General features: G+C 65.1%; 14 protein-coding genes. 1 reads left to right on the top strand and 13 read right to left on the bottom strand.

Annotated features, from left to right (window positions below; genetic code table 11):
- The first annotated feature begins 17 nt into the window (after positions 1 to 17).
- On the top strand, positions 18 to 2,090 hold the full coding sequence (gene uvrB / locus GTP90_RS10600) for an excinuclease ABC subunit UvrB (protein WP_161083482.1): 2,073 nt from the start codon (positions 18 to 20) through the stop codon (positions 2,088 to 2,090).
- 4 nt (positions 2,091 to 2,094) lie between these two features.
- Here the strand turns inward: uvrB and GTP90_RS10595 are convergent, their stop codons facing one another.
- The 13 genes from GTP90_RS10595 to GTP90_RS10535 all read right to left on the bottom strand — a co-directional run bounded on the left by GTP90_RS10595 (position 2,095) and on the right by GTP90_RS10535 (position 21,927).
- The gene (locus GTP90_RS10595) at positions 2,095 to 3,039 is read right to left on the bottom strand and encodes an alpha/beta hydrolase (protein ID WP_161083481.1); all 945 of its coding nucleotides are present in this window, start codon (positions 3,037 to 3,039) and stop codon (positions 2,095 to 2,097) included.
- Between the two features lie 2 nt (positions 3,040 to 3,041).
- Positions 3,042 to 3,689: an SdpI family protein gene (locus tag GTP90_RS10590; RefSeq protein WP_161083480.1), complete on the bottom strand. Its 648-nt coding sequence runs from the start codon at positions 3,687 to 3,689 to the stop codon at positions 3,042 to 3,044.
- Positions 3,686 to 3,973, bottom strand: coding sequence for an autorepressor SdpR family transcription factor (locus GTP90_RS10585; protein WP_161083479.1), 288 nt, complete (start codon positions 3,971 to 3,973; stop codon positions 3,686 to 3,688). Before GTP90_RS10585 ends, GTP90_RS10590 begins: the two co-directional genes overlap by 4 nt.
- A gap of 92 nt (positions 3,974 to 4,065) precedes the next feature.
- The gene (locus GTP90_RS10580; RefSeq protein ID WP_161083478.1) at positions 4,066 to 5,145 is read right to left on the bottom strand and encodes an ABC transporter ATP-binding protein; all 1,080 of its coding nucleotides are present in this window, start codon (positions 5,143 to 5,145) and stop codon (positions 4,066 to 4,068) included.
- A 22-nt stretch (positions 5,146 to 5,167) separates the two neighbouring features.
- Positions 5,168 to 8,977 carry a GH36-type glycosyl hydrolase domain-containing protein gene (locus tag GTP90_RS10575; protein WP_161083477.1) on the bottom strand — a complete coding sequence of 1,270 codons (3,810 nt, stop codon included), beginning with the start codon at positions 8,975 to 8,977 and terminating at the stop codon, positions 5,168 to 5,170.
- A gap of 4 nt (positions 8,978 to 8,981) precedes the next feature.
- Positions 8,982 to 10,340 carry a GH1 family beta-glucosidase gene (locus GTP90_RS10570; protein WP_161083476.1) on the bottom strand — a complete coding sequence of 453 codons (1,359 nt, stop codon included), beginning with the start codon at positions 10,338 to 10,340 and terminating at the stop codon, positions 8,982 to 8,984.
- A gap of 24 nt (positions 10,341 to 10,364) precedes the next feature.
- On the bottom strand, positions 10,365 to 13,514 hold the full coding sequence (locus tag GTP90_RS10565) for a discoidin domain-containing protein (protein ID WP_161083475.1): 3,150 nt from the start codon (positions 13,512 to 13,514) through the stop codon (positions 10,365 to 10,367).
- Complete coding sequence (locus tag GTP90_RS10560) at positions 13,511 to 14,341, bottom strand: carbohydrate ABC transporter permease (protein ID WP_217431958.1); 831 nt, start codon at positions 14,339 to 14,341, stop codon at positions 13,511 to 13,513. Before GTP90_RS10560 ends, GTP90_RS10565 begins: the two co-directional genes overlap by 4 nt.
- Complete coding sequence (locus GTP90_RS10555) at positions 14,338 to 15,213, bottom strand: carbohydrate ABC transporter permease (RefSeq protein WP_161083474.1); 876 nt, start codon at positions 15,211 to 15,213, stop codon at positions 14,338 to 14,340. The genes GTP90_RS10560 and GTP90_RS10555 overlap by 4 nt, the downstream gene beginning before the upstream one ends.
- On the bottom strand, positions 15,210 to 16,472 hold the full coding sequence (locus tag GTP90_RS10550) for a sugar ABC transporter substrate-binding protein (RefSeq protein ID WP_161083473.1): 1,263 nt from the start codon (positions 16,470 to 16,472) through the stop codon (positions 15,210 to 15,212). The genes GTP90_RS10555 and GTP90_RS10550 overlap by 4 nt, the downstream gene beginning before the upstream one ends.
- A gap of 2 nt (positions 16,473 to 16,474) precedes the next feature.
- The gene (locus GTP90_RS10545; protein ID WP_161083472.1) at positions 16,475 to 17,905 is read right to left on the bottom strand and encodes a glucoamylase family protein; all 1,431 of its coding nucleotides are present in this window, start codon (positions 17,903 to 17,905) and stop codon (positions 16,475 to 16,477) included.
- Between the two features lie 99 nt (positions 17,906 to 18,004).
- A complete protein-coding gene (locus GTP90_RS10540; RefSeq protein ID WP_161083471.1) occupies positions 18,005 to 20,860 on the bottom strand; it encodes a TonB-dependent receptor in 2,856 nt (951 codons plus the stop codon).
- A gap of 53 nt (positions 20,861 to 20,913) precedes the next feature.
- A complete protein-coding gene (locus tag GTP90_RS10535; protein ID WP_161083470.1) occupies positions 20,914 to 21,927 on the bottom strand; it encodes a LacI family DNA-binding transcriptional regulator in 1,014 nt (337 codons plus the stop codon).
- Positions 21,928 to 22,112: the final 185 nt, after the last annotated feature.

The raw sequence follows: 22,112 nt of genomic DNA, 5'->3' as shown, positions 1-22,112 counted from the left end.
AACAAAGGTCGGACAAGATGGCTGATTTACCCGTAGTTGACACCCCAAACGCAACGGTTGTGACCTTCCCGGACTCGCCGTTCAAGCTGCACCAACCCTTCCCGCCGGCCGGCGACCAGCCCACCGCGATCGACCAGCTGTGCGAGGGCATCGACGACGGCCTGTTTTTCCAGACCCTGCTCGGCGTGACCGGTTCCGGCAAGACCTACACGATGGCCAACGTGATCGCCCGCAAGGGCCGCCCCGCCATCGTCTTCGCGCCGAACAAGACGCTGGCCGCGCAGCTATACTCGGAGTTCCGCGAGTTCTTCCCGGAGAACGCGGTCGAGTACTTCGTTTCCTACTACGACTACTACCAGCCGGAAGCCTACGTGCCGCAGCGCGACCTGTTCATCGAAAAGGATTCGTCCATCAATGAGCACATCGAGCAGATGCGCCTGTCCTGCACCAAGTCGCTGATGGAACGGCGCGACGTCATCATCGTCGCCACCGTGTCGGCGATCTACGGTATCGGTAACCCGACCGAATACCACCAGATGATCCTGACGCTGCGCGCCAAGGACCGCGTCTCGCAGCGCGACATCATCGCGCGCCTGATCCAGATGCAGTACACCCGCAACGAAGTGGACTTCGGCCGCGGCACCTTCCGCGTGCGCGGCGACACGCTCGACATCTTCCCGGCGGAGAATGCGGAACTGGCGGTACGCCTTGACCTGTTCGACGACGAGCTGGAATCGATCCAGCTGTTCGACCCGCTGACCGGCCGCGTCAAGCAGAAGATCCCGCGCTTCACCGTTTATCCCGGTTCGCACTACGTCACGCCGCGTTCGACCGTGCTGCGCGCGATCGAGACCATCAAGCTGGAACTGCGCGAACGGCTGGAGTTCTTCCGCAAGGAGAGCAAGCTGGTGGAAGAACAGCGCCTGGAGCAGCGCACCCGATTCGACCTGGAGATGATGGCCGAAATCGGCTTCACCAAGGGCATCGAGAACTACTCGCGCCACCTGAGCGGCGCTCTGCCCGGCGAACCGCCACCGACGCTGGTCGACTACCTGCCCAAGGACGCACTGATGTTCCTCGACGAGTCGCACGTGCTGATCGGCCAATTGAGCGCCATGTACAACGGCGACCGTTCGCGCAAGACCAACCTGGTGGACTACGGCTTCCGCCTGCCGTCCGCGCTGGACAACCGCCCGCTGAAGTTCGAGGAATTCGAGCAGAAGATGCGGCAGACGGTGTTCGTCTCCGCCACGCCGGCCGAATACGAAAAGACCCACGCCGACCAGGTGGTCGAGCAGGTGGTGCGCCCCACCGGCCTGGTGGACCCGCAGATCATCGTGCGTCCGGCCAGCTCGCAGGTGGACGACCTGATGTCCGAGATCACGCTGCGCGTCGCCAAGAACGAGCGCGTGCTGGTGACCACGCTGACCAAGCGCATGTCCGAGCAGCTGACCGAATACCTGAGCGACCATGGCATCAAGGTGCGCTACCTGCACAGCGATATCGAAACGGTGGAACGGGTCGAGCTGCTGCGCGACCTGCGCATCGGCACCTTCGACGTGCTGGTGGGGATCAACCTGCTGCGCGAGGGCCTGGACTTGCCGGAGGTGTCGCTGGTGGCCATCCTGGACGCGGACAAGGAAGGCTTCCTGCGTTCGGAACGCTCGCTGATCCAGACCATCGGCCGCGCCGCGCGTAACCTGAACGGCGTGGCGCTGCTGTATGCGGACCGCATGACCGATTCGATGGAACGCGCCATCGGCGAGACGGAACGCCGCCGCGCCAAGCAGATCGCCTTCAACACCGCCAACGGCATCGTGCCGCGCGGTGTGCACAAGCAGATCCGCGACATGATCGACGGCGTCTACAGCCCGCAGGATGCGAAGGAAGAGCTGCAGGTGGCGCAGGAGACGGCCAAGTACGAATCCATGAGCGAGAAGCAGATCAGCAAGGAGATCAAGCGCCTGGAGAAGGCCATGCTCGATCACGCCAAGAACCTGGAGTTCGAAAAAGCCGCACAGGTGCGCGACCAGCTGCATCACCTCAAGCAGCAGCTGTTCGGCGCACCGGGCGCGGACAATATCGCCTGATCGCTTACGGCGCCTTGACGAAACCGGTCAAGGCGTCGATCAACTGGGGCGCCACCGGCAGATCGGGGCTGCTGTAGGACTTCATCTGCAAGGCCTCGTCGCTGCCGACAATCTTCAGCACGTGGTTCATCCCTTCGACCATCACCAGCCTGGCGCGCGGCGCGGCCGCCGCCAGCGCCTGCGCTTCCGACGCCTGCACCTGGATATCCGACGTGCCTTGCAGGATCAGCACCGGCATCGCCAGCGCCGCAATCGCCGCGCGCGGATCGTGCTTCAGCGACGAGATCAGGTAAGGCTGCACCGACGGGTGGTACAGCATCATCAAGCCCTGCGGCACATCATCAACCGGCTTGCCCTGCTTGAGCGCGGCCAGTATGCGTTCGTTTTGATCGTTCAAGGTCGGCGGCAGCTTGGACTTCAACTGCTCACGCAGGATCTCGTCCAGCGGGTGGCCGGCGCCGGCGATCAGCACACAGGCATCGATGGCCGCTTGCTTGCACGCCTCGGCGGCGATCTGCGCGCCTTCGCTATGCCCGGCCATCACCACGCGCGAGAAGCGCGGATCGGCGCGCAGCTTGCGCAGCCATGCGGTGGCGTCGCCGATGTAATCGTCCAGGCGCAGGTCCTGCTCCTTCCACACCGGCAGCGCGCTGGCACCGATGCCGCGCTTGTCGTAGCGTACCGACGCGATGCCGCGCTTGGCCAGCTCCTCGGCCACCATGCGCAGCGAGTCGTTGGGGCCCGGCAGCATTTTGTTGTTGCCATCGCGGTCCGTGGGGCCGGAGCCGGCGTGCAGCAGCACCACCGGCACCTTGCCGCCGCCATCCGGCAGCAGCTCCGTTCCATACAGGGTTCCGCCGCCGACATCGAGCGATACCGGCCGCTGGACGGCATGGACTTGGGCAGACACCGACAATATCAACAACGACAGCAAAAGCTTGAAGCGCATATCTATTCTCCGATCTGGTGAGGAAGACGTTTATAAAGCAGCAGCGAGTAGGCCACCGCCAGCGGCGCCCATGCCAGCATCAACGCCAGCAAGGCCCATGTCGGCGCGCCGAGCCAAACAGCGAACAGGCCAAGCGCCCCGCTGGCCACCATCAAGCGTGCCGCCAGCCTGTGTGTGGCGTACCAAACGCGCTCGCTGGCCAGCGTCCACGGCGTGCGGATGCCCATGAAGAAGTTGCGGCGCACCTTGCCCAGCGGATTGCCGGCGAGGACAAGCAGCATGAAGATGCCGGCCGGGATGGCCCGTCCCATCGGCACCTGGGCGTGCAGCGTGGCGGCCAGCGTCAGTGCATAGACGTAGGCCAGCAGGCACAGAACGACGCCGCTCACGTAGTAGTAGGTCGACTCGAAGCCGTCGATTTCGAAGCGGCGCGGCGATATGCCTGGCATTGCGGCGCCCAGCAAGGCCACCATCGCCATCATGCCGGGCCCCAGCAGCCACAGGACCGCGCGGGGACCATAGCCGTTGACATTGCCGGATGCATCCCAGTGTATCGGCACGCTTTCGGGCAGCTGCGGCCAAAAGTACGCGGTGGCCGCGCAGGCGGCGGCGATCAGCGCAAAACAAAACAGCAGATAACGTGTTCTCATTTTTTCCTCGCTTTCGTTTCGGGACCGGCCAGGTCCATCATCCACGACAGCACGTCCTGCAGCACCGTGGTGTTCAAGCCGTACCAGATGGTCTGCCCTTCCCGCCGGCGGGTGATCAGGTCGGCGTCGGCCAGCACCGCGAAGTGATGCGACATGGTGGGCTTGCTCATGTCGAAATGCGCCGCCAGGTCGCCGGCCGTCATCTCGCCAGGACGCAGCAGGCGCAGTATCTCGCGCCGCGCCGGGTCGGCGATGGCCTTGAAGGCGTTGTTGGAAGCATTCATAGTGAGACAGGCATCTAATTAGACAGTCATCTAACTATAGGCCGATAAAAAACGGCGGTCAAGCGATATCCGCTCCCCGCCGCCTTGCCAGGCTAGATCGCCAGGCCGTCCCGGTCGAACACATGCCAGCGCGCAGGGTCCACCCGCACTGCGGCCACCTGCCCGTTCTGCCAGCGCACCTCCGGATCGATACGGGCGATGAACTGCGTCGCGCCGCCGTCCGGCGTCAGGTAGACGTAACTGGTGTCGCCCAATAGCTCGGCCGCCAGCACCGTGACGGCGATGCCCTCGCCGCCGGCACTCTCCAGCGCCATGTGCTCCGCGCGCACACCCAGCGTGACGCTATCGCCCACGGCCAGGCCGGCACGCGGCGCGACCTGCGCCAGCGCGCCGCCGGCCAGGCGCACGGCCATCGCCTGCGGCGCCACCTGCTCCACTGTGCCGCTGATGAAGTTCATCGCTGGAGAGCCAAGGAAGCCGGCCACGAACAGGTTGGCGGGATGCTGGTACAAATCCAGCGGCGCCCCCACCTGCTCCACCACACCGCCGCGCAGCACCACGATGCGGTCGGCCAGCGTCATCGCTTCCACCTGGTCGTGCGTCACATAGATCATCGTGCTGCGCAGCGTGCGGTGCAGGTTCTTCAACTCGATGCGCATCTGCACCCGCAACGCCGCGTCCAGGTTGGACAAGGGCTCGTCGAACAGGAACACCTGCGGCTGGCGGACGATGGCGCGGCCTATCGCCACCCGCTGCCGCTGCCCGCCGGAGAGCTCCTTCGGCTTGCGCTGCAATAGCGGTTCGATGCGCAGGATAGCCGCGGCCTGCTCCACCTTGGCGCGAATGTCATCTTGCGGCAGGCCCGCCAGCTTGAGCGCGAAAGCCATGTTGTCGTACACCGTCATGTGCGGATACAGCGCATAACTCTGGAACACCATCGCGATGCCGCGCGCCGCCGGCGCCACCTTGGTCATGTCCTTACCGCCGATCAGCACCGCGCCCTCGTCGCTGTCTTCCAGTCCGCAGATGGTGCGCAACAACGTCGACTTGCCGCAGCCGGATGGGCCGACGAACACCACGAACTCGCCGTCGGCTATGCTCAGGTCTATACCGCGCAGTATCTGCTGCTGGCCAAACCCTTTTTTGATGCCTTGTATTTCCAGTCCCGCCATTCCGTTCCCCTGTCAACCTCTGTTAGCCCAGCACCAGTTCGACGCGATGCGCCGCGCCGTCGCGCAGCATCGGTATGCGCGCGACACCGCCGTGCACCGGCAGCGACACGCCATCCAGCGCGGCGTGCAGCACCGAGCCGGCGCGGCGCTGCGGATTGCGCACGACGATCTCGTAGCTGCCGCCCGCATCCGGCAGTTGATGGCGGATGGTGAACTCCGGCCACTCGTCCGGAATGCGGGGCGCCATCACGATGGTGTCGCCGTCTTCGATGCGGAAGCCAAGCACCGATTCCAGTCCCACGCGATACATCCATCCTGAAGAACCGGTGTACCACGTCCAGCCGCCGCGCCCGACGTGCGGCGCTTCGCCGTAGATGTCGGCGGCGATCACGTAGGGCTCGACCTGGTACACGGCCACCGTTGCGGGATCCAGCGCGTGGCTGACGGGGCTGAGCATCTCCAGCAGCCTCGCGGCGCGGTCGCGGCGTCCCGCCTCGGCCATCGCCCGCACGGCCCAGCAGGCCGCGTGCGTGTATTGGCCGCCGTTCTCGCGCACGCCCGCCACGTAACCCTTGATGTAACCGGGGTCGTTCGGCGTATTGACGAAGGCTGGCGTCAGCAGGCGTATCAGCTTGTCCTGTTCGGACACCAGGCGCTGCTCCATCGCATCGAGCGCCTGCTTGGCGCGCTGCGGCGGTGCCACTTCCGAGATGATGGCCCAGGCCTGGGCCAGCGCATCGATCTGGCACTCGTCGCTGTCCCTGGAGCCGATCACCGCGCCGTTATCGTAGAACGCGCGGCGGTACCATTCGCCATCCCAGCCGTCGGCGTTCAGCGCGTGGTCCAGATGAGCGTGATAAGCACGGTAGATCTTCGCGCGCGTGCTGTCGCCGCGCTTCTCGCAGATCGGCAGGAAGTCCTTGATGATGCGGGACAGGAAAAAGCCCATCCACACGCTTTCGCCGCGCCCTTCCCGGCCGACGCGGTTCATGCCATCGTTCCAGTCGCCCGTGCCCATCAGCGGCAGGCCATGCGCGCCTTGCGTCAGCGAGCGGTCCAACGCACGGCAGCAATGCTCGTAGACGTCGCCGCTGATGTCGGACAGTTCCGGCTTCAGGTACACCTCGTCCTCGCCATCCTCCAGCAGCCGCGCGGTCAGGAACGGCTCCACTTCATCGAGCACGCTCCAATCGCCGGTGGTATTGATGTAAAAGGCCGTTATGTACGGCAGCCATAACAGATCGTCCGAGAAGCGCGTGCGCAGGCCCTGCTCCATCGGTGCCGTGTGCCACCAGTGCAGCACATCGCCCTCCACAAACTGGTGCGCGGCGTGAATACGGATCTGCTGGCGCGTCAGGTCCGGGCGGGCGTAGATCATCGCGCTGGAATCCTGTAGCTGGTCGCGGTAGCCCAGCGCTCCACCGGATTGGTAGAACGCCGAGCGGCCCCAGATGCGGCAGCTCAGGTTTTGATAGGCCAGCCAGCCGTTCTGCATCAGGTCCACGGCGGGAGCCGGCGTTTTCACCTGCACGGCGCCGACGGTATGGCGCCAAAACGCCGTGATCTCATCGAACGCTTTTTGCACCGCGCCCGGTTCGCGGTAGCGCCGCACCAGGTCCAGCGCGGCCTTGCGTTCCACCGTTTCGCCCAGCAGGAACACACATTCCAGCCTGGCGCCTGGGGCCAGTTCATGCACCGTCTGGAGTGCAGCGCAAGGATCAAGGCCGGCGCCGGTGGCACCGTCCAGCCGGGGCGCAGCCAGCGCCGCCGGATTCGCCGGGCTGCCATGACGGCCGATGAAGGCGGCGCGGTCGGCGCTGTGACAGACGGCGGCGCCGTCGCCGGCCAGGGCGGCGGCGAAGGTCACGCCATCAGCGAACTGGCCGGCCAGCGGATTATGTGCCAGCAGCACGCCGCTGGCGTCATGCTCGGTGACGACGAAGCGGCTGCTGTCGGCCGGCGTGCCGCCCAACACCAGGCGCTGGTAGGAGAACAACGATAGCCGGCGCACTGCGACGCCGCGATTGGTCACGCACACCCGCACGATCTTCACCGGATCATGGCGCGGCACGAACATGACGGTTTCCTGCTCAAGCTCGTGGCTGGCGTGACGGAAGCGCGAATATCCGAATCCATGCGCGGCCTCGTACCCGGCGCCGGCGGGAACCGGGCCGGGAAGCGGCGACCAGAATACTCCGCTGTCCTCGTCACGCAGGTAGAGTGCTTCGCCGTGCGGATCGCGGATCGGGTCGTTGTACCAAGGGGTCAGACGGTGCACGCGGCTGTTGCGGCTCCATGTATAGCCTGCGCCGCTCTCGCTGACCAGGAAGCCGAAGCCTTCGTTGGAGATGGCGTTGGTCCACGCCAGCGGTGGCCGGTGCAGGCCACGCTCCGCATCCCAATTCATACGAATCACATATTCATCCCCAGCCTCGGAGAAGCCGCCATTGCCGTTGAAGAAACGCAGCAGCGGCCTGCCCGGCAGCGCGGAGGGTCCATCGGCCAGCGCCGCCGGCATCCGGGGCGGCGCATGGGCCGCCCCGTCGACGTCGCCCAGCGCAGGCAAGCCTCCTCGTACGATCAGCAAGGCGTTCAGTTCGATGTGCGCCATCTCGGCCGGCGGGATCTGGTCCGGCCTGCGTTGATAGACGCCATCCTGCTGCGGCACACGGCCATCGGCCACCAGCAGCACGTTCAGCGGCACGCCCAACGCGGCCCAGTAGCGGCGCGCGCGCAGCATCAGATCGACGCTCGCGTCGACGCGGCCCACGCTGCGCAGCAGTATCATCGGACCGGCGGGCAAATCGGAGCTTCGCATGCCGGTCGCCTCCGCGGTCCCGCTGACCACCGCACTGGCGATGGCCGCCGTCGATGCCGGCACGCGCACAGCCGACTGACCGTACAACATGGCGGCCACCAGGCGCTGGCAATACTCGGCCTGCGTATCCGTGAGCCCGATCCGCTGCTGCAACGCGCTGCCTGCAGCGCGCGCGGCATCGAACAATGGCTGGCCACCGGCGTCCATCGCCGATGTCAGCGCCAATGCCTGGTCGCGGCCCGGCGCCGCGCCCAGCATGAAGACCAGCCGTACCTGTTCACCCGGCCGGAGCACAACGCGGCGGCGCAGACTGAAGGCCGGATCAAGCACGTTGCCGACGGTGTCGGACAACTCGCCGTCCAGTCCCGCCGGCGCGCGCAGATCCCGCCCCCGGCCGATAAAGCGGGTGCGGTCCGTCTCGTATCCGGCCGCGGCGCCACCGGCTGCGGCGTGCGCCATCCACAGGCCGGCCTCCCCTTCGCCGCGAGGACGGCGCCGCGCCAGCAGGGCGCCGGTTGCGGCGTCGAACTCCGTCTGCACAAACAGTTTGGAGAATGCCGGGTGCGAAGCCTCATCGGACTGGCGATTTAGCACGACCTCCAGGTAGCTGGTCACTTCGATCGTGCGCTCGATGTCCGACAAATTATTCAGCAAGACGCTGCGCAGCTCCACGTCGTGCCGAGGGTCGACGGCGATTCCCAGGCGCGCCTCGATGCCATGGGCAACCACGCCGATCCAGCAGCTGCCCGCATCGCCGCCCGCCCAACGCCGCACGCCGGCAGCGTCGGTACCGTCGGCAGCGCCGGGCTGCGTGGCCAGCGACCAAAGCTGGCCGCCCGCAACGTCACGCAGATAGAAGAAATAGCCCTCCGCATCCTCGATGCGGTCGCCGCTCCAGCGCGACAGCGTGGTGTCGCCAACGCGACTGAAGCCGGTGCCGGCGCCGGTGATCAATGTAGTAAAGCTGCCGTTGGAGAGCAGTTGAGCGTGACGCGACAATTCAGGAGTAGGCATGGCGTTATACCGGTTGGTTCAGGCAGGCGCCATTGCTGGCGACGATGTCGGCATACAGCAGCGCGCTGTCCTTCAGGGTGCGCTGCTGGGTTTCGAAGTTGACGTGGATGATGCCGAAGCGCTTGGAAAAACCCAGCGACCATTCGAGGTTGTCCAGCAGCGACCACACCATGTAGCCGCGCAGGTCCACGCCCAGCTCCAGCGCCGCGTGCAATGCGCCCATGTTCTTGCGCAGGCAGCTTACGCGCAGCGGATCGTGCACCCGCCCATCCTCGGCCTGCGGCGGGTCGTAGAAGGCGGAGCCGTTCTCCATTACATACAACGGGGTGTCGCCGTAGCGCTGCTTGAAGTTGACCAGTGTATCGGTCAGGCCTTGCGGGAAGACTTCCCAGCCGGTTTCCGTATAGGTGGCCTGCGTCTGGCGAACCGGCGCAACACGCAGCGGCCAATGCGCCGGTTCGTGGCGCACCACGCTGCGGGTGTAGTAGTTGATGCCGACGAAGTCCAGCTTCTGGCCGATCAGGTCGAAATCGGCGGCGGGCCAATCGGGCCAGGCCGCACCGAAGATCTCCTTCATCTCCGGCGGATAAGCGCCGAGGAAGATCGGGTCCAGGTATTGGCGATTCATGTAGGCGTCGGCGCGGCGGGTCGCATCGAGATCGGCTTGCGACTGGCTGGCTGGGTATTTGGGTTCGATGTTGACGACGATGCCGATCTGGTACTTGCCCTCTTCACGATAGGCCTTGACGGCGCTGCCGTGGGCGCGCATCAGGTTATGGCTGGCCAGCGCCGCCTCGTGCAGGTTGCGATGGCCGGGAGCGAGCGTGCCATGCAGGTAGCCGCCGTCCGTCACCACCCACGGTTCGTTCAGCGTGGCCCAGGATTTGACGCGGCCATCGAAGGCGCGGAACAGCACACGTGCGTAGTCGGTGAACCAGTCGGCGATATCGGGATTGAGCCAGCCGCCGCGGTCATCCAGCGCCGCCGGCAGATCCCAGTGGTACAGCGTCACCATCGGCTCGATGCCGTTGGCCAGCAGCTCGTCGATCAGGCGGCTGTAGAAATCCAGGCCGGCCTGGTTCACCGCGCCACGACCTTGAGGCAGGATGCGGCTCCACGATACGCTGAAGCGGTAGGCTTTCAATCCCAGCTTGACCATCAGCGCCACGTCCTCCTTGTAGCGGTTGTAGTGGTCGCAGGCGATATCACCGTGGTCGCCGTCGCGCACGTTGCCGGGCACCGCGCAGAAACGCTGCCAGATACTGGCTCCCGCGCCATCGGCCAGCGGCGATCCTTCGATCTGATAGGCTGACGTGGCGCTGCCCCACAGGAAGTTGGCTGGAAATTGAATGGCTTTGTTCATGTAAAAATCCCTTTGAGGCGGAAGTTAAAACGGTGCGGCATCGATCTGCAAAACCGCTGGAAGACTGGTGATCGTGATCTGTTTTCCCTGCATGGCCGCTGGCTGCCCGTTCAGGCGCACGGCGACCGGTGTGCCGGCCCACGGCCAGTTGTAAATCACGCCGCCGGGGGGTATGCGCTGCAGCGCTTCTATTCGCAGCGTGAGCCGCCCGCCTTGCGCCGCCAGCGTGTAGCTGAGCGGGCCATATGGCGTGCGCAAGCCGTGCAGGCCGATGCCGTCGCCTTGCAGCCAGGCGTTGGGAATGCCCTCGCCCAGCAGCAGCGCGTGGTCGGATTCGCGTTCGTAGGCGAAGGAATCGAGTGCGGCGCGGATGTAGTCGGAAGAGATCCACCCGTGCGGCATATCGCCGAGGAAGCGCGGCTGGCGCGCGTCGCGGCCGACCACTTCGGCCCACTGGTTCCACGCGGCCGGGCGTTGATCGGCGTAGAAGTAGTCCAGCAGCTGGGCGGCGCGCTCGCGCCAGCCCAGGAGGATGAAGGCGCTGACGTTGCGCAGTTCGTAGGGAGTGTAGTCTTCCCATGCTTTGCCGCCGTCGCGGCGGGCGCGGAAGAACTCCCAGTATTTTTCGTAGGTTGCCCGCAGCAGCGCCGGCGGCAGTTGCTGCTGTTCGCCGCCTGGCGTCAACGCGATGGTGGAAGAGGTGGGATCGAAGTCGCCCAGTTCAGCCGCGCCGGGCATGTAGTCCACTTTGTGCGCGGCGGTGCTGGCGGCCAGCGACGCGTACAGGTCGTGGCGGAACTCGTCACGCTGGGTCGCGAGCCGTCGTGCGGCGGCGCCGTCGCCCAATATCGCCGCCATGTCGGCCGCGTCCTTGTAGCCGCGCAGGGCCCAGAAATCGTCCCAGTAGGAGTGCATCGGCTTTTCGGAATAGCCTTCGTGGCTGATCGATGCCGGCATCAGGCCGAAGAGCGAGCGGCGTTCCGCCGTCCGGTTGGCGTCCGTGCGTTCGGACTGGCGCAGGGATTCCATGTAGCGCGCGGCGGCATCCATGCGCGGCCAGGCTGCGGCCAGCGCGGCCTTGTCCTGCGTGTAGCGATACAGTTCGGCGGCGAGGAAGATCAGTTGGCCGTGGCTGTCGTTTTCCGGTACGGGATCGGCGCCCCGGCGGTCCACGCAGCATGGCACTTTGCCGCTGTCGAACTGGTAGGGCGCGTACCAGCGCAGGTAGTCGGCGGCGATTTCCGGCTGGCCAAGCCGCAGCAGCGCTTCGGACATCATGGCGCCGTCGCGTATCCATGAGCGGCGGTAGGAGCGTGTGCCCGGCTGCAGCGCCGCGCCTTCGCGGGTCATCAGGATGTGGGCCAGCGATGAACGCAGCGTGTCGGCCATGTGCTGGCCGGCCGGCGGCATGCGGAGCGTGACCTGATTCAGCCTGGCGCGCCATTCCTTCACCACTTTTTCCTGCTCCCGCGTCAGCCAGGCGGCGCGCGCGCCTTCCGGTGCGTGGACTTTGGCGCCGCCGGCCATCGGCAGGACGGCTCCCAGCACCACGCTGCCGTGCGGCGGTAACGTGATCTCATAGGTCAGCGCGGCCGAGGCCATGCCGGTATCGTCGTGCGCGGTTCGCGCGATGGCGGAGGGCGCGCGCAGCGTCGCAGCGCCATCGCCGCCCGGCAGCAGGCCGGCATCGAACGACGCCAGCGCCACGCTGGCGGGACGCTCCAGCGGATAGACCCTGGCGTCACCGTTGATGGCCAGCGCCTTGCCGTCCCATGCCAGGTCGCTGATCGCGCTGAAGCCGCCCGGCGTGTTGAGGAACTGGCGCGGCGCGTTCACCTGGAAGGGCCGCACGGCCAGCACCAGTTTCAATTTCCTGCTTGTGCCGGTGAGATTTTTCAGTGCGTAGCGAGCCAGCAGTTGCGACGATGCCGGCGTGCCTGCCGCCGCTGCGGTCACGTCCAGCATCCATGAGGGATGCAGCCACCGCACCGTGGGCACGGGAAGATAGCCGTCGCGCAGGCTCTGTGTGACTTTGACGTCGGCCCAGCTCACCAGCTTTCCGCCATCCTCGACGAAAGGCTCGACCGAGAAGCCGCCCTGGCGCGCCTCGATGGCGCCATCCTCCGAAATCAGTGCGCTATGATCGCCTCCGCCATCCACGCCCACCAGCGTCCAGTAAGGCTGCTGGCCAGAGAAGCCGCGCGGATACAGGCCGCGTTGCGCACCTCGCGCCACTGCGGAAATGAAATCGTTGGGCGTGGCGCCGTAGGCCAAGTCTTTCAGCTCCACTTCAGCCAGTGCATAATTGGCTGCCGGGCCGTCGTGAAGGGCAAGGCGAATGTAACGTGCTTCCGACTCGGGCAACCGCAGCGGATCGTCGCCGCCGTTGCCGTCGATGACGCGGCGCACCGTGCGCCAACTAGCGCCATCGGTGGACAGTTCAATATCGTAGCGGCGCGCATAACGGCGGCCCTGCCAGTGCAGCACCAGCCCGCCGAATTCACGCTCGGCGCCAAGGTCGACCACCAGCTGCTGCCGTTTGCCCGCTGCGCTGATCCAGGCTGTCGACGGATTGCCGTCCAATGCCAGCACCGCCCCGCCCCGCGCGGCCGCCGACGAAGCCTGCGCCGTCGCTTGCGGCCACGCCTTGGGCGCGGGTGGCAGCTCGCGTATCGCCAACTGGCGGATGTAGACCGAACCGCTACCGCCGCCGCTGCCCGCGCTGACCACGAATTCGATGCGGTCGGCATGCGTCAACGTGTGGTCCTTGGCCGGCCCCCAGGCGAACAGGATCTGGCGCTTCTTGACGCGCACCAGTTGCCACTGTTTTGGAAAAGCGTAGTTCTGCTGCTGGAACCACCAGACGTTGTCGCCGCTGGCGTCGGTCAGCTTGAACTCGAAGTGATTGACCGGCGCATCGGCGCGGATGTAGAACGATATCTCGTAGTTCTCCGGCAGATCGAGGGGCAGGCTGCGGCGCGCGAAGGCATAGCCGCCACGGCCCGCGAAGTCGAAATCCAGCCGCAGGCCGCCGTCGGCGGCGCTGGCCCTGGACTGCACGCCGTCCGAAGCCTGCGCCTGCCACAAGGCGATATTCGAAAAGTCGTCGAGCACACCGGCGTGCGCCGCCACCGTGATGCAGAACGCGGCCAATAATGTGAAGAGGCGCATCATCCCTTGACGCTCCCCACCAGCAAGCCCTGTATGTAGTACCGCTGCAGGCCAAGGAACAACAGCAGCACCGGCAGGATGGTGAGCACCGAGCCGGCCATCATCAGTTCATTGTCCTGCACATGCTCACGCGACAGCGACGCCAGCGCCACCGGCAGCGTGTACAAGTCCTTGTCGGTCAAGACGATCAACGGCCACATGAAATCGTTCCACGTGCCGAGGAAGGTGAAGATCCCCAGCGTGACCAGGATGGGCGTCAGCAACGGCAGCACGATGATGCGGAAGATCTGGAACTCGCTGGCGCCGTCCATGCGCGCCGCCTCCAGCAAGGCGTCCGGTATCGTCAAGGCATACTGCCGCACCAGGAAGATGCCGAAGATACCGGCCATCGCAGGTACCAGCACGGCGCCGTAGCTGTTCACCAGCCCCATATACTTCAGCAGCAGGAACAGCGGCAGCATCGCCACCTGGCTCGGTATCACCAGCGCACCGAGCATGGCCTTGAAGATGCGGTCCCGCCCCTGGAAGCGCAGCTTGGCGAATGCATAGCCGGCGCTGACATTGAACAGCAATGACAGCAGCGTCGCCGCGCACGACAGCAACACGCTGTTGAGCAGGTACTGGCCTATGCCCGCGTGGCTGAACAGTTCACGATAGTTATGCAAGGTGGCGGAGCGCGGCAGCAGCGGCAACGGGAAACTGCTCGATTCGCCCGGCGCCATCAACGATGTCGACACCATCCACCACAGCGGGAACAGCGTCAGCGCGCCCGCGCCCAGCATCAGGATATTGAGCAGCAGCGCACGTGGTTTATTTTGCAGGGCGCTCATGCATCCACTCCCTTGGCGACGCGCAGCTGCAGCAGCGTGACGCAGAACATGATCGCGAACAGGATGAAGGCCACGGCCGACGCCGCGCCCAGGTTCCACCACTTGAAGCCCTGCTCATACATGAAGTACAAGACGCTGACCGTGCTTTGCACCGGCCCGCCCTGCGTCATCACATACGGCTCGGCGAACAGCTGGAAGTAGCCGGACATGCTCAGGATGCTGACCATCAGCAGCGTTGGCCCCAGCATCGGCCAGGTGATGTAGCGGAACTGCTGCCACACGCCCGCGCCATCCAGTCCCGCCGCCTCGTACAGATCGTCCGGTATGCTTTGCAGCCCGGCCAGGAAGATGATCATGTTGTAGCCGAAGTTCTTCCACAGCGCGAACACGATAATCGCCGGCATCGCCCAATGCGGATCGTTGAGCCAGTCCACCGGCGAGATGCCAAGCAGTTCCAGGCCATGGTTGATCATGCCGTAGCGCGTATGCAGCAGGTAGCGCCAGATCACCGCCACCGCCACCAGCGATGTGACCACCGGCGCAAAGAAGGCGGTGCGGAACAAGCCCTTGAAGCGCGTCAGCCGCGAATGCAGCAACAGCGCGGCGCCCAGCGAGGCGGCGATCGACAGCGGCACGCCCACCACGACGAAGTACAAGGTATTGCCCAAGGCCTGCCAGAACAACGGCGTTTGCAGCAGCTCGACGTAATTGCGCAAGCCGACGAAGCGCAGGTTGCGCAAATCGGCCAGCGCGTAGATATCGAAGTCGGTCAAGCTCATGACCAACGCCGCCAGCACCGGCAGGAAGAAGAAAACGCCGATGACCAGCAGCGCCGGGCCGGCGAAACACCAGGCGGCGCGCTGCGAGTTCATTTACCCTCCTTCCGCGCCAGCATCCAGCGGCGCTTTTCGAGGATATGGTCGGCCTTCGCATCCAGTTCGACGGTGGCCTGTTCGACCGTCAGTTCGCCGTGCGTCACGCGCTCGGTCACCAGGCGCATCTCGGTCGCGATCTGTTCCCACTCCGGCACCTTGGGCGCCGGCTTGACGCGCTCCAGCTGCTCGCCGAAGGCTTGGGCGTACTTGTCGCCGGCGAGGCGCGGATGCGACCAGTTGCTGCGGCGTGGCGGCAGGTCTCCGGTCAGCTCATGGAAGCGCGCCATGGTGTCGGTGCGCGACAGGTATTCGATCAGCTGCCAGCCCGCGCGCTGGTGTTTCGACGACGCGGCCAGCACCAGGCTGGAGCCGCCCGCCACCGACGCCGCCGGCCCCGACGGACCTGGCAGGATGGCTGTCATCCAGCTGTCCTGCTGCTCCGCGGGCAGGCGGCGTTTGAACTCGCCCATATTCCACGGACCGGAAATGTAGAACGACACATAGCCCATGCCGAATTCGTGGTACACATTGGTGATGCGGTTCAACGGCGCCAGCTTCTGCGCGTACATGTCCGCATACAGCTGCAGGCTGCGGCGGAATCCCGGCGTGCGGAAATTGCCATACCGGCCGCCATCGCGCAGCAGCGGCTCGTCCTGCTGCAGGGCCAGTGCCAGCAGCGGTTCGAATTCGTCGCTGGGCAGCAGGATGGCATAGTTGTCCGGCCCGACGATGCGCTTGATCGCGGTCATCGCCTTCATCCAGTCCGCCCAGTTCTGCGGCGGCTTGGCGTAGCCGGCGCGGGCCAGCATGTCGCGGCGGTAGAACATCACGCGGGTGTCGACATACCAGGGTACGCCCCAAAGCTTGCCGTCGACGATGTTGGTGTCCCAGATGCCGGGGAAGTAGTCGGCCGGCGTGACCAGCTGCGATGTCGCCACTTCGCCGTCCAGCGCGCGCAAGGCGCCGATGGCCTTGAACTCGGGCACCCATGTATTCCCGAGCTGGAAAATGTCCGGCATGACGTCGCCGGCGAAAGCCGTCAGCAGCTTTTCATGCGCGGCGGTCCACGGCAGTTGCTGCACTTCGACGCGCACACCGGGATGGGTGCGCTCGAACTCCGGCATCAGGGCGGTGACCACCTCGCCCTCGCGGCCCATGGCCCAGAACTTCAGGACCACGCCCTCCTCCCGGCGCGGCGCGCAGGAGGACAGCAGCGCGGCGATGGCCAGCGCCAGCAGGACCGGAGAAAAACGCATCTTCATTTCGACAGCCAACCACCGGTGAAGCCTGCGCGTTCAAGCCCGCGACGGATGGCGGGGTTGCCGCGCATGACGCGCCAAACCAGATCGCTGCGGTAGTTCTCGGTCATGGCGATGATCGGTCCCTGGTCGATGCCGAGGTAGTCGTTGTCCACCCAGCCTTTGCCGGCCACCACGCGGCCCTGCTGCAGCGGCACCTTGTAGTCGAAGCTTGGATTGAACGCGTCCAGGAAGCCATAGCGGTCGTAGATGAAGTCTCCATAGCGCTGCTTCATTTCCAGCACGGCGGGGATGACGATCTCCGGCGCGAACGGCAGCGACGCGGCGGCGGCGGTTGGCGCCAGCGTGCAGTCGTCGTAGGTTTTCAGGCCGCCGATGCCGCGTGCGGCGTAGGTGCGGAACGGCAGCTTCTGGCCCTCGTAGTCCAGCGTCTTGTCGACCGGACCATCGCTGGCGGTGATGCCCCAGACATTGGCGCCATAGCCTTTGCAGCGCAGCGGATTGCTGATCGCGTAGTCGCGCTGCGCATAGGTGGCGCGGCGGCTGTTTTCGAAATAGTCGTAGCCGCGCTCGCGCATGTAGTCGTCGCGGATGTTGCGGAAGTCGATCCATACATGGCTGTACTGGTGGATGAACATGGACGGGAAGCCCAGGTGTTCCTTGTCGCCCTTGCCCTCCAGGCTTTTGGCGTAGTTGCTGGTCCATGCCTTCCACGCCTCCGGCTGCACCGGATGCGATGGCGATCCCAGTGCCAGCACGTAGATCAGCATCGCTTCGTTGTAGCCCTTCCAGTCGTAGCCGATGAAGCCCGACTCGGGATGCCAGCCCAATGCGATGGACGGCTTGCGCGCCTGCGCCCAGGTCCAGTCCACACGCTCGTAGATTTCCGCCGCCAGCTTGCGGATTTCCTGCTCGGCGGCGTCGTCGCCGTCGAAGTAGGATTGGGAGAACAAGGCGCCGGCCAGGAACAGCGCCGTGTCCACGGTGGACAGTTCGACGTTGTCGTTGTAGCGCAGCCCCGTCTTCATGTCGAGGAAGTGGTAGAAGAAGCCCTTGTAGCCGCTGGTGCTCGTGCCTTTAGCCGGGCCTTGCGGCGCATTGCGGAAGAAGCGCAAGGTGGCCAGCACACGGTCGCGCGCCTGCTGGCGCGTGATGTAGCCGCGTTCGACGCCGATCGGATAGGCGGTCAGGCCGAAGCCCACCGCCGCGACGCTGGAGAACGACGGCGTCGGATAACGGTCCGGCACCAGGCCGTTGGCGGGGTTGGCGGTGTCCCAGAAGAAGTTGAAGGTGCGCTGCTCCAGTTGGTCGAACAGCGGCGGCAGCTGGTTGTCGCGGGCGGCGGCGGTACCGGAGCACAGTGCGGAAACCACCAGGGCCAGGCCGGCCAGGACCTGCGGCGTACGTCGTAAAGCAAGGGGCAATGACATGGATCGTTTTCTTCCAATGGCGAGCGCACATGGCGCGTCAGGAAACCGCCGCTCCCATCGCACAGGGAGCGGCACCACACAACGGAACTACGGCCTGAATCAGAAGGCGTAGCGGGCGCTGAACTTCAAGGTCCGCATCGGACCACCGACCGAGTTCGGCGTGCCCAGGTTCTTGTTGTCGCCGCCGAGGCGGTTCTGCGGATTGCCGGGACCACCGCCCCAACCATCGTAACCACCGTAATTGACGCTGTTGAACAGATTGAGCACGTCAGCACGCAGCGACACTTTGCCGTAGCGGAAACCGACTTCCTTCGACAGGCCGACATCGACCTGGTGGAACGCGCTGCCATTGCCCTTGGCCGATACGCAGTGATCGAAGCCGGTCGAACAATCCGTGATGCGGTAAGGGAGGCCGGAACCCAGCGTCAGCTTCCCGGACAACATCAACCCGAACGGCAGCACGCCGTCGCTCACGCCGGCCACCACCAGCCGGTGGCGCTCGACGTCGGTCGATGGATGCCAGCCCGCGGTACTGCGGCCATAGGTCCAGTTGAAGATATCGTTGGTCCATTCCTTGTTGGTGGTCTCGCCACGGCTGTAGGTATAGGTCGCCCCCAGGCTCCAGGTGGAGGCCTTGGTGTATGGCTTGTCCATCTTCAGGTAGGCCGAATCGGTTTTCGCCTCGGTGATGAAGTCGCCCAGGATCAAGGTGCTGAATCCTGGCACAGAACCCCACAGCGGATCGATCGGGCTTTGCGTGCCCCAGCCGCCCTGCGGATCGCGATTGCCGCCAAACCAGTTGAACTGATTATGGCTGCGCGAGTTGGTGTAGCCCGCCTCGCCGTTCCACATGCCCAGCGCCTGCCGCAAGCCAAAGCTGAACTGGTCGGTGTAGGCCATCTTGTGGTCGCTCTTGATCATCCATATCTCGCCACCGGGCTGCGCGTTCTTCTGCGATTCGTCCAGCGCGTGGTTGGCGATGGTACGGTCGTACGCCCTGCCCCAGCCGGCGAACAGCACCGAGGCGCGGTCGCCCTTGATGTCGTAGGACAGGCCCAGTCGCGGCGCCCACGCGCCCTTGAACGGCTTGCGGTTGCTGCCGGTGCTGATGTAGTCGCGGATATTGACGCCGCCCTTGGCCAGCGACTGCGCATAGGTCTGGCCTGCCGGCGCGCCGTCGCGCGGGTCCTGCTTGTCGAAGATGGCGACGCGGTCGGCCGGCGTGACATAGCTGTTGTTGAGCATATTGTCTTCGTAGTCGTAGCGCAGGCCGAGATTGAGCAGCAGCTTGCTGGTGGCCTGCCAGTCGTCCTGGAAGTAAAGGCCATACTGGTTGTTGGCGAAGTCCACGCCGCTGGGGGCGATGGCCTTGTCGGTGCGGATGATGCTGGCCAGGCCGGTCACGGTGTCGATGCGTTCATAGATCTGGTCCACCGCGCGGGCCGTGCCGGACAGGTCGTAGCTGATGTGCTTGACCTTGACGCCGCCCTTCATCGTATGGCCGGCCAGGCCGTTGTAGGTCAGGTCGTCCTGCAGCAGCGTGCCGCTTTGCTCGCGGAACTGGTTGTTGGGCGAGCCGCCCACGATGATCACGTCGACCACGTTGTTGTCGGTATTGCTGGGCGAGACCTGGTAGCGGATGTACGGCTTGTTGGCGTTCGAATGCGGATTCCAGCTGTATTTTTCGTAGCCCAGGCGCGCCTCGTTGAGCCAGCGGTCATTGCTCCACTCATGCTTGAAATCGAAGCGGTCCTCGTCGTTGCTGCGGTTGAGGACATTCTCGGCCACGCTCAATTTGGCGTCTTCCGGTATCAGGTCGGTCTCGCGCCGGATGCGGGCGGTGGCCTCGACGCGCTGGTCGCGGTCGATCTGCGCGTCCACCTTCAACAGGAACAGGTTCTCCTTGAACGACGACACCGACGAACCCTGTTGCGCCAGCAGTCCAGGCACCACGCCGGCGTTGGGCAGCAGGTCGGTGCGCTGCGCCACCACCTGGCGCGGACTGTCGATCTTCTTGCCTTCATACGCGAAGAAGAAGTGCGCCACGTCCTGCTTGATCGGCCCGCCCAGCGTCACGCCATACTGGTCCTGCGACGATGCCGGGCGCGATATGCCCTGCCGCTCGGCGGCCTTCTGGAACGGATCGAGCGCGGTCAAGTTGGTGCCGGTGTGGTCCCAGAACACGTCGCCGTGGAACTGGTTGCCGCCGGACTTGGTGACGGCGGTGATCGCCGCGCTGGACACCTGGTCATACTCCGCCTTGTAGTTCTGCGAGATGACCTTGTACTCGGCCACCGCCGATTGCGGGAACGGATTGCCACGGCTGGAATCGAGGCCGGAGACGCCGCCGCGCAGGATGTTGTTCTTCTGGCTGACGCCATCGATGAAGACGTTGACGTTGTCCTGGTTCTGCGCGCCGCTCTGCACCTTGACGTTGCCGCTGTTGTCGACGTTGAAGCGCACACCCGGCGCGAGGTCGGCAAAGGACAGGAAATTGCGCGTCACCTGCGGCAGCTTCTCGATCTGCTCGCGCGAGACCGCGGTGCCGATCTCGGAACCGGCGACATCGCGCCGCGTGGCCGAACCGGTGATCACCACCTGCTGCACGCCGCCCTGCAAGGCCAGGTTGACCTGGCTGGTCTGGCCGACGCTGACGGTGACCAGCTCCGCCTTCTGTTCGCCGACCCTGATCTCGTAGGTGCCGGGAGCGACCCCGCTCAGCACATAGCTGCCGTCGGCGCGCGTGACGGTGCGGTAGACGTAGCCATTGAGCTGGTTGGTGGCGCTGACCGCCGCGCCGGCCGACGGCGCCGCGTTGGCGGCCGTGACCTGGCCCTGAATGGTGGCGCTGCTCAGTTGTGCGCCGGCGTAGGGTGCTGCCAGCAAGGCGGCGGCCAGCGAGGCCGCCATGACGGACAGGCGTAAAGCGGGTAGATGTCGTGTGCTTGTTTTCATGTTTGTCTCCTGATTTTTGTTGTGTGAATCTAGGCATGAAGCGGAACTGCGGTTTATGTGGGTGTGCTCTCCCCTGTCGACGCACGGGCCACCAGCTCTGCGCCCAGCGTCTGCGCGCTTGCGGGCACGCTGCCCGGCTGGCCGATCTTGGCAACCAGGCTTTCCAGCGCCCGCACACCCAGATCGGCAATCGGAACTCGAACGGTTGTCAGCGCCGGGCTGACATACCGCGCAATCGGAATATCGTCGAAGCCCGCCAGGGCCATGTCTTGCGGCAGCCGCAGGCCGCCCTGCTTGAGCGTCAGCAGCGCGCCGATGGCCATCATGTCGTTGGCGGCGAACAGCGCGTCGGGGCGCTGCCCCGCGTCCATCTCCAGCAACGCCTGGCCGACCACCTGGCCGGACTGCTCGGAGAAGTCGCCTTCGTAGACAAGTTCGGCGGCGCCTGGCGCCAGCTCGGACAGCGCGGCGCGGTAGCCGCGCAAACGCTCCTGCGCCTCGAAGTTGCCCGATGGCCCGGCCAGGAAGGCGATGCGGCGATATCCGCCCTCGATCAGGTGCGCCACCATGGCGTGCGCGCCGCTGTAGTTGTCGACCGAGATGGACGGATACTGGGTGCCGCCGGCGGCGGTGTTCATCAGCACGATGGGCAAATCTTCCGGCAGGTTATCGGACAGGAAGGCGGCGTCGACGTGGGGCGACATCACCAGCAGGCCGTCAACCCGGCCGCGCATGGCGCGGATCGCGAGTGCCGCTTCGTCGGCGTCGCCGTGCAGGCTGGAGACCATCAGGTGCAGGCCGCGGCGGCGCGCGGCGCCGTCTATGCCGCGTATCATCTCCGAGAAGAATTCGCCGTACAGGTCCGGCAGCAGCACGCCGATGGTGTTGGTAAAGCTGGTGGTCAGGCTGCGCGCGCCCACGTGCGGCATGTAGCGCATGCGCTTGACCACCGCCAGGATGTGCTTGCGGGTGTCGTCGGTGATGCTGGCATGGCCGTTCAGCGCGCGCGAAACGGAGGCGACGGAAACGCCCGCCTCTTGTGCCACATCCTTGATGGTGATCGCCATTGATGCCCTTTTAACGAAATGTAACCGGTTACATTGTGATCAAAAAGAAAACCGGCTACGTTTCAACGGGATGTAACCGGTTACATTTGATGTCGCAAAGTCTACGCGCCTTTTGACGAGCCTGTAAAGAGATTTTTGCAATATTGCTCAAAGCTGCTACGATTGGCTTTTTTACAAGCAACTCG

Origin of the sequence: Duganella vulcania (assembly GCF_009857655.1) — a bacterium.
Classification (GTDB): domain Bacteria; phylum Pseudomonadota; class Gammaproteobacteria; order Burkholderiales; family Burkholderiaceae_D; genus Rugamonas; species Rugamonas vulcania.
This window is presented reverse-complemented; position numbering and strand designations above follow the sequence as displayed.

Coding starts and splice junctions, on each gene's coding strand:
- GTP90_RS10585 (WP_161083479.1), bottom strand. CDS start 3,973: ATGAATGCTTCCAACAACGCCTTCAAGGCCATCGCCGACCCGGCGCGG.
- GTP90_RS10595 (WP_161083481.1), bottom strand. CDS start 3,039: ATGCGCTTCAAGCTTTTGCTGTCGTTGTTGATATTGTCGGTGTCTGCC.
- GTP90_RS10570 (WP_161083476.1), bottom strand. CDS start 10,340: ATGAACAAAGCCATTCAATTTCCAGCCAACTTCCTGTGGGGCAGCGCC.
- GTP90_RS10565 (WP_161083475.1), bottom strand. CDS start 13,514: ATGATGCGCCTCTTCACATTATTGGCCGCGTTCTGCATCACGGTGGCG.
- uvrB (WP_161083482.1), top strand. CDS start 18: ATGGCTGATTTACCCGTAGTTGACACCCCAAACGCAACGGTTGTGACC.
- GTP90_RS10545 (WP_161083472.1), bottom strand. CDS start 17,905: ATGTCATTGCCCCTTGCTTTACGACGTACGCCGCAGGTCCTGGCCGGC.
- GTP90_RS10535 (WP_161083470.1), bottom strand. CDS start 21,927: ATGGCGATCACCATCAAGGATGTGGCACAAGAGGCGGGCGTTTCCGTC.
- GTP90_RS10560 (WP_217431958.1), bottom strand. CDS start 14,341: ATGAGCGCCCTGCAAAATAAACCACGTGCGCTGCTGCTCAATATCCTG.
- GTP90_RS10555 (WP_161083474.1), bottom strand. CDS start 15,213: ATGAACTCGCAGCGCGCCGCCTGGTGTTTCGCCGGCCCGGCGCTGCTG.
- GTP90_RS10550 (WP_161083473.1), bottom strand. CDS start 16,472: ATGCGTTTTTCTCCGGTCCTGCTGGCGCTGGCCATCGCCGCGCTGCTG.
- GTP90_RS10580 (WP_161083478.1), bottom strand. CDS start 5,145: ATGGCGGGACTGGAAATACAAGGCATCAAAAAAGGGTTTGGCCAGCAG.
- GTP90_RS10590 (WP_161083480.1), bottom strand. CDS start 3,689: ATGAGAACACGTTATCTGCTGTTTTGTTTTGCGCTGATCGCCGCCGCC.
- GTP90_RS10575 (WP_161083477.1), bottom strand. CDS start 8,977: ATGCCTACTCCTGAATTGTCGCGTCACGCTCAACTGCTCTCCAACGGC.
- GTP90_RS10540 (WP_161083471.1), bottom strand. CDS start 20,860: ATGAAAACAAGCACACGACATCTACCCGCTTTACGCCTGTCCGTCATG.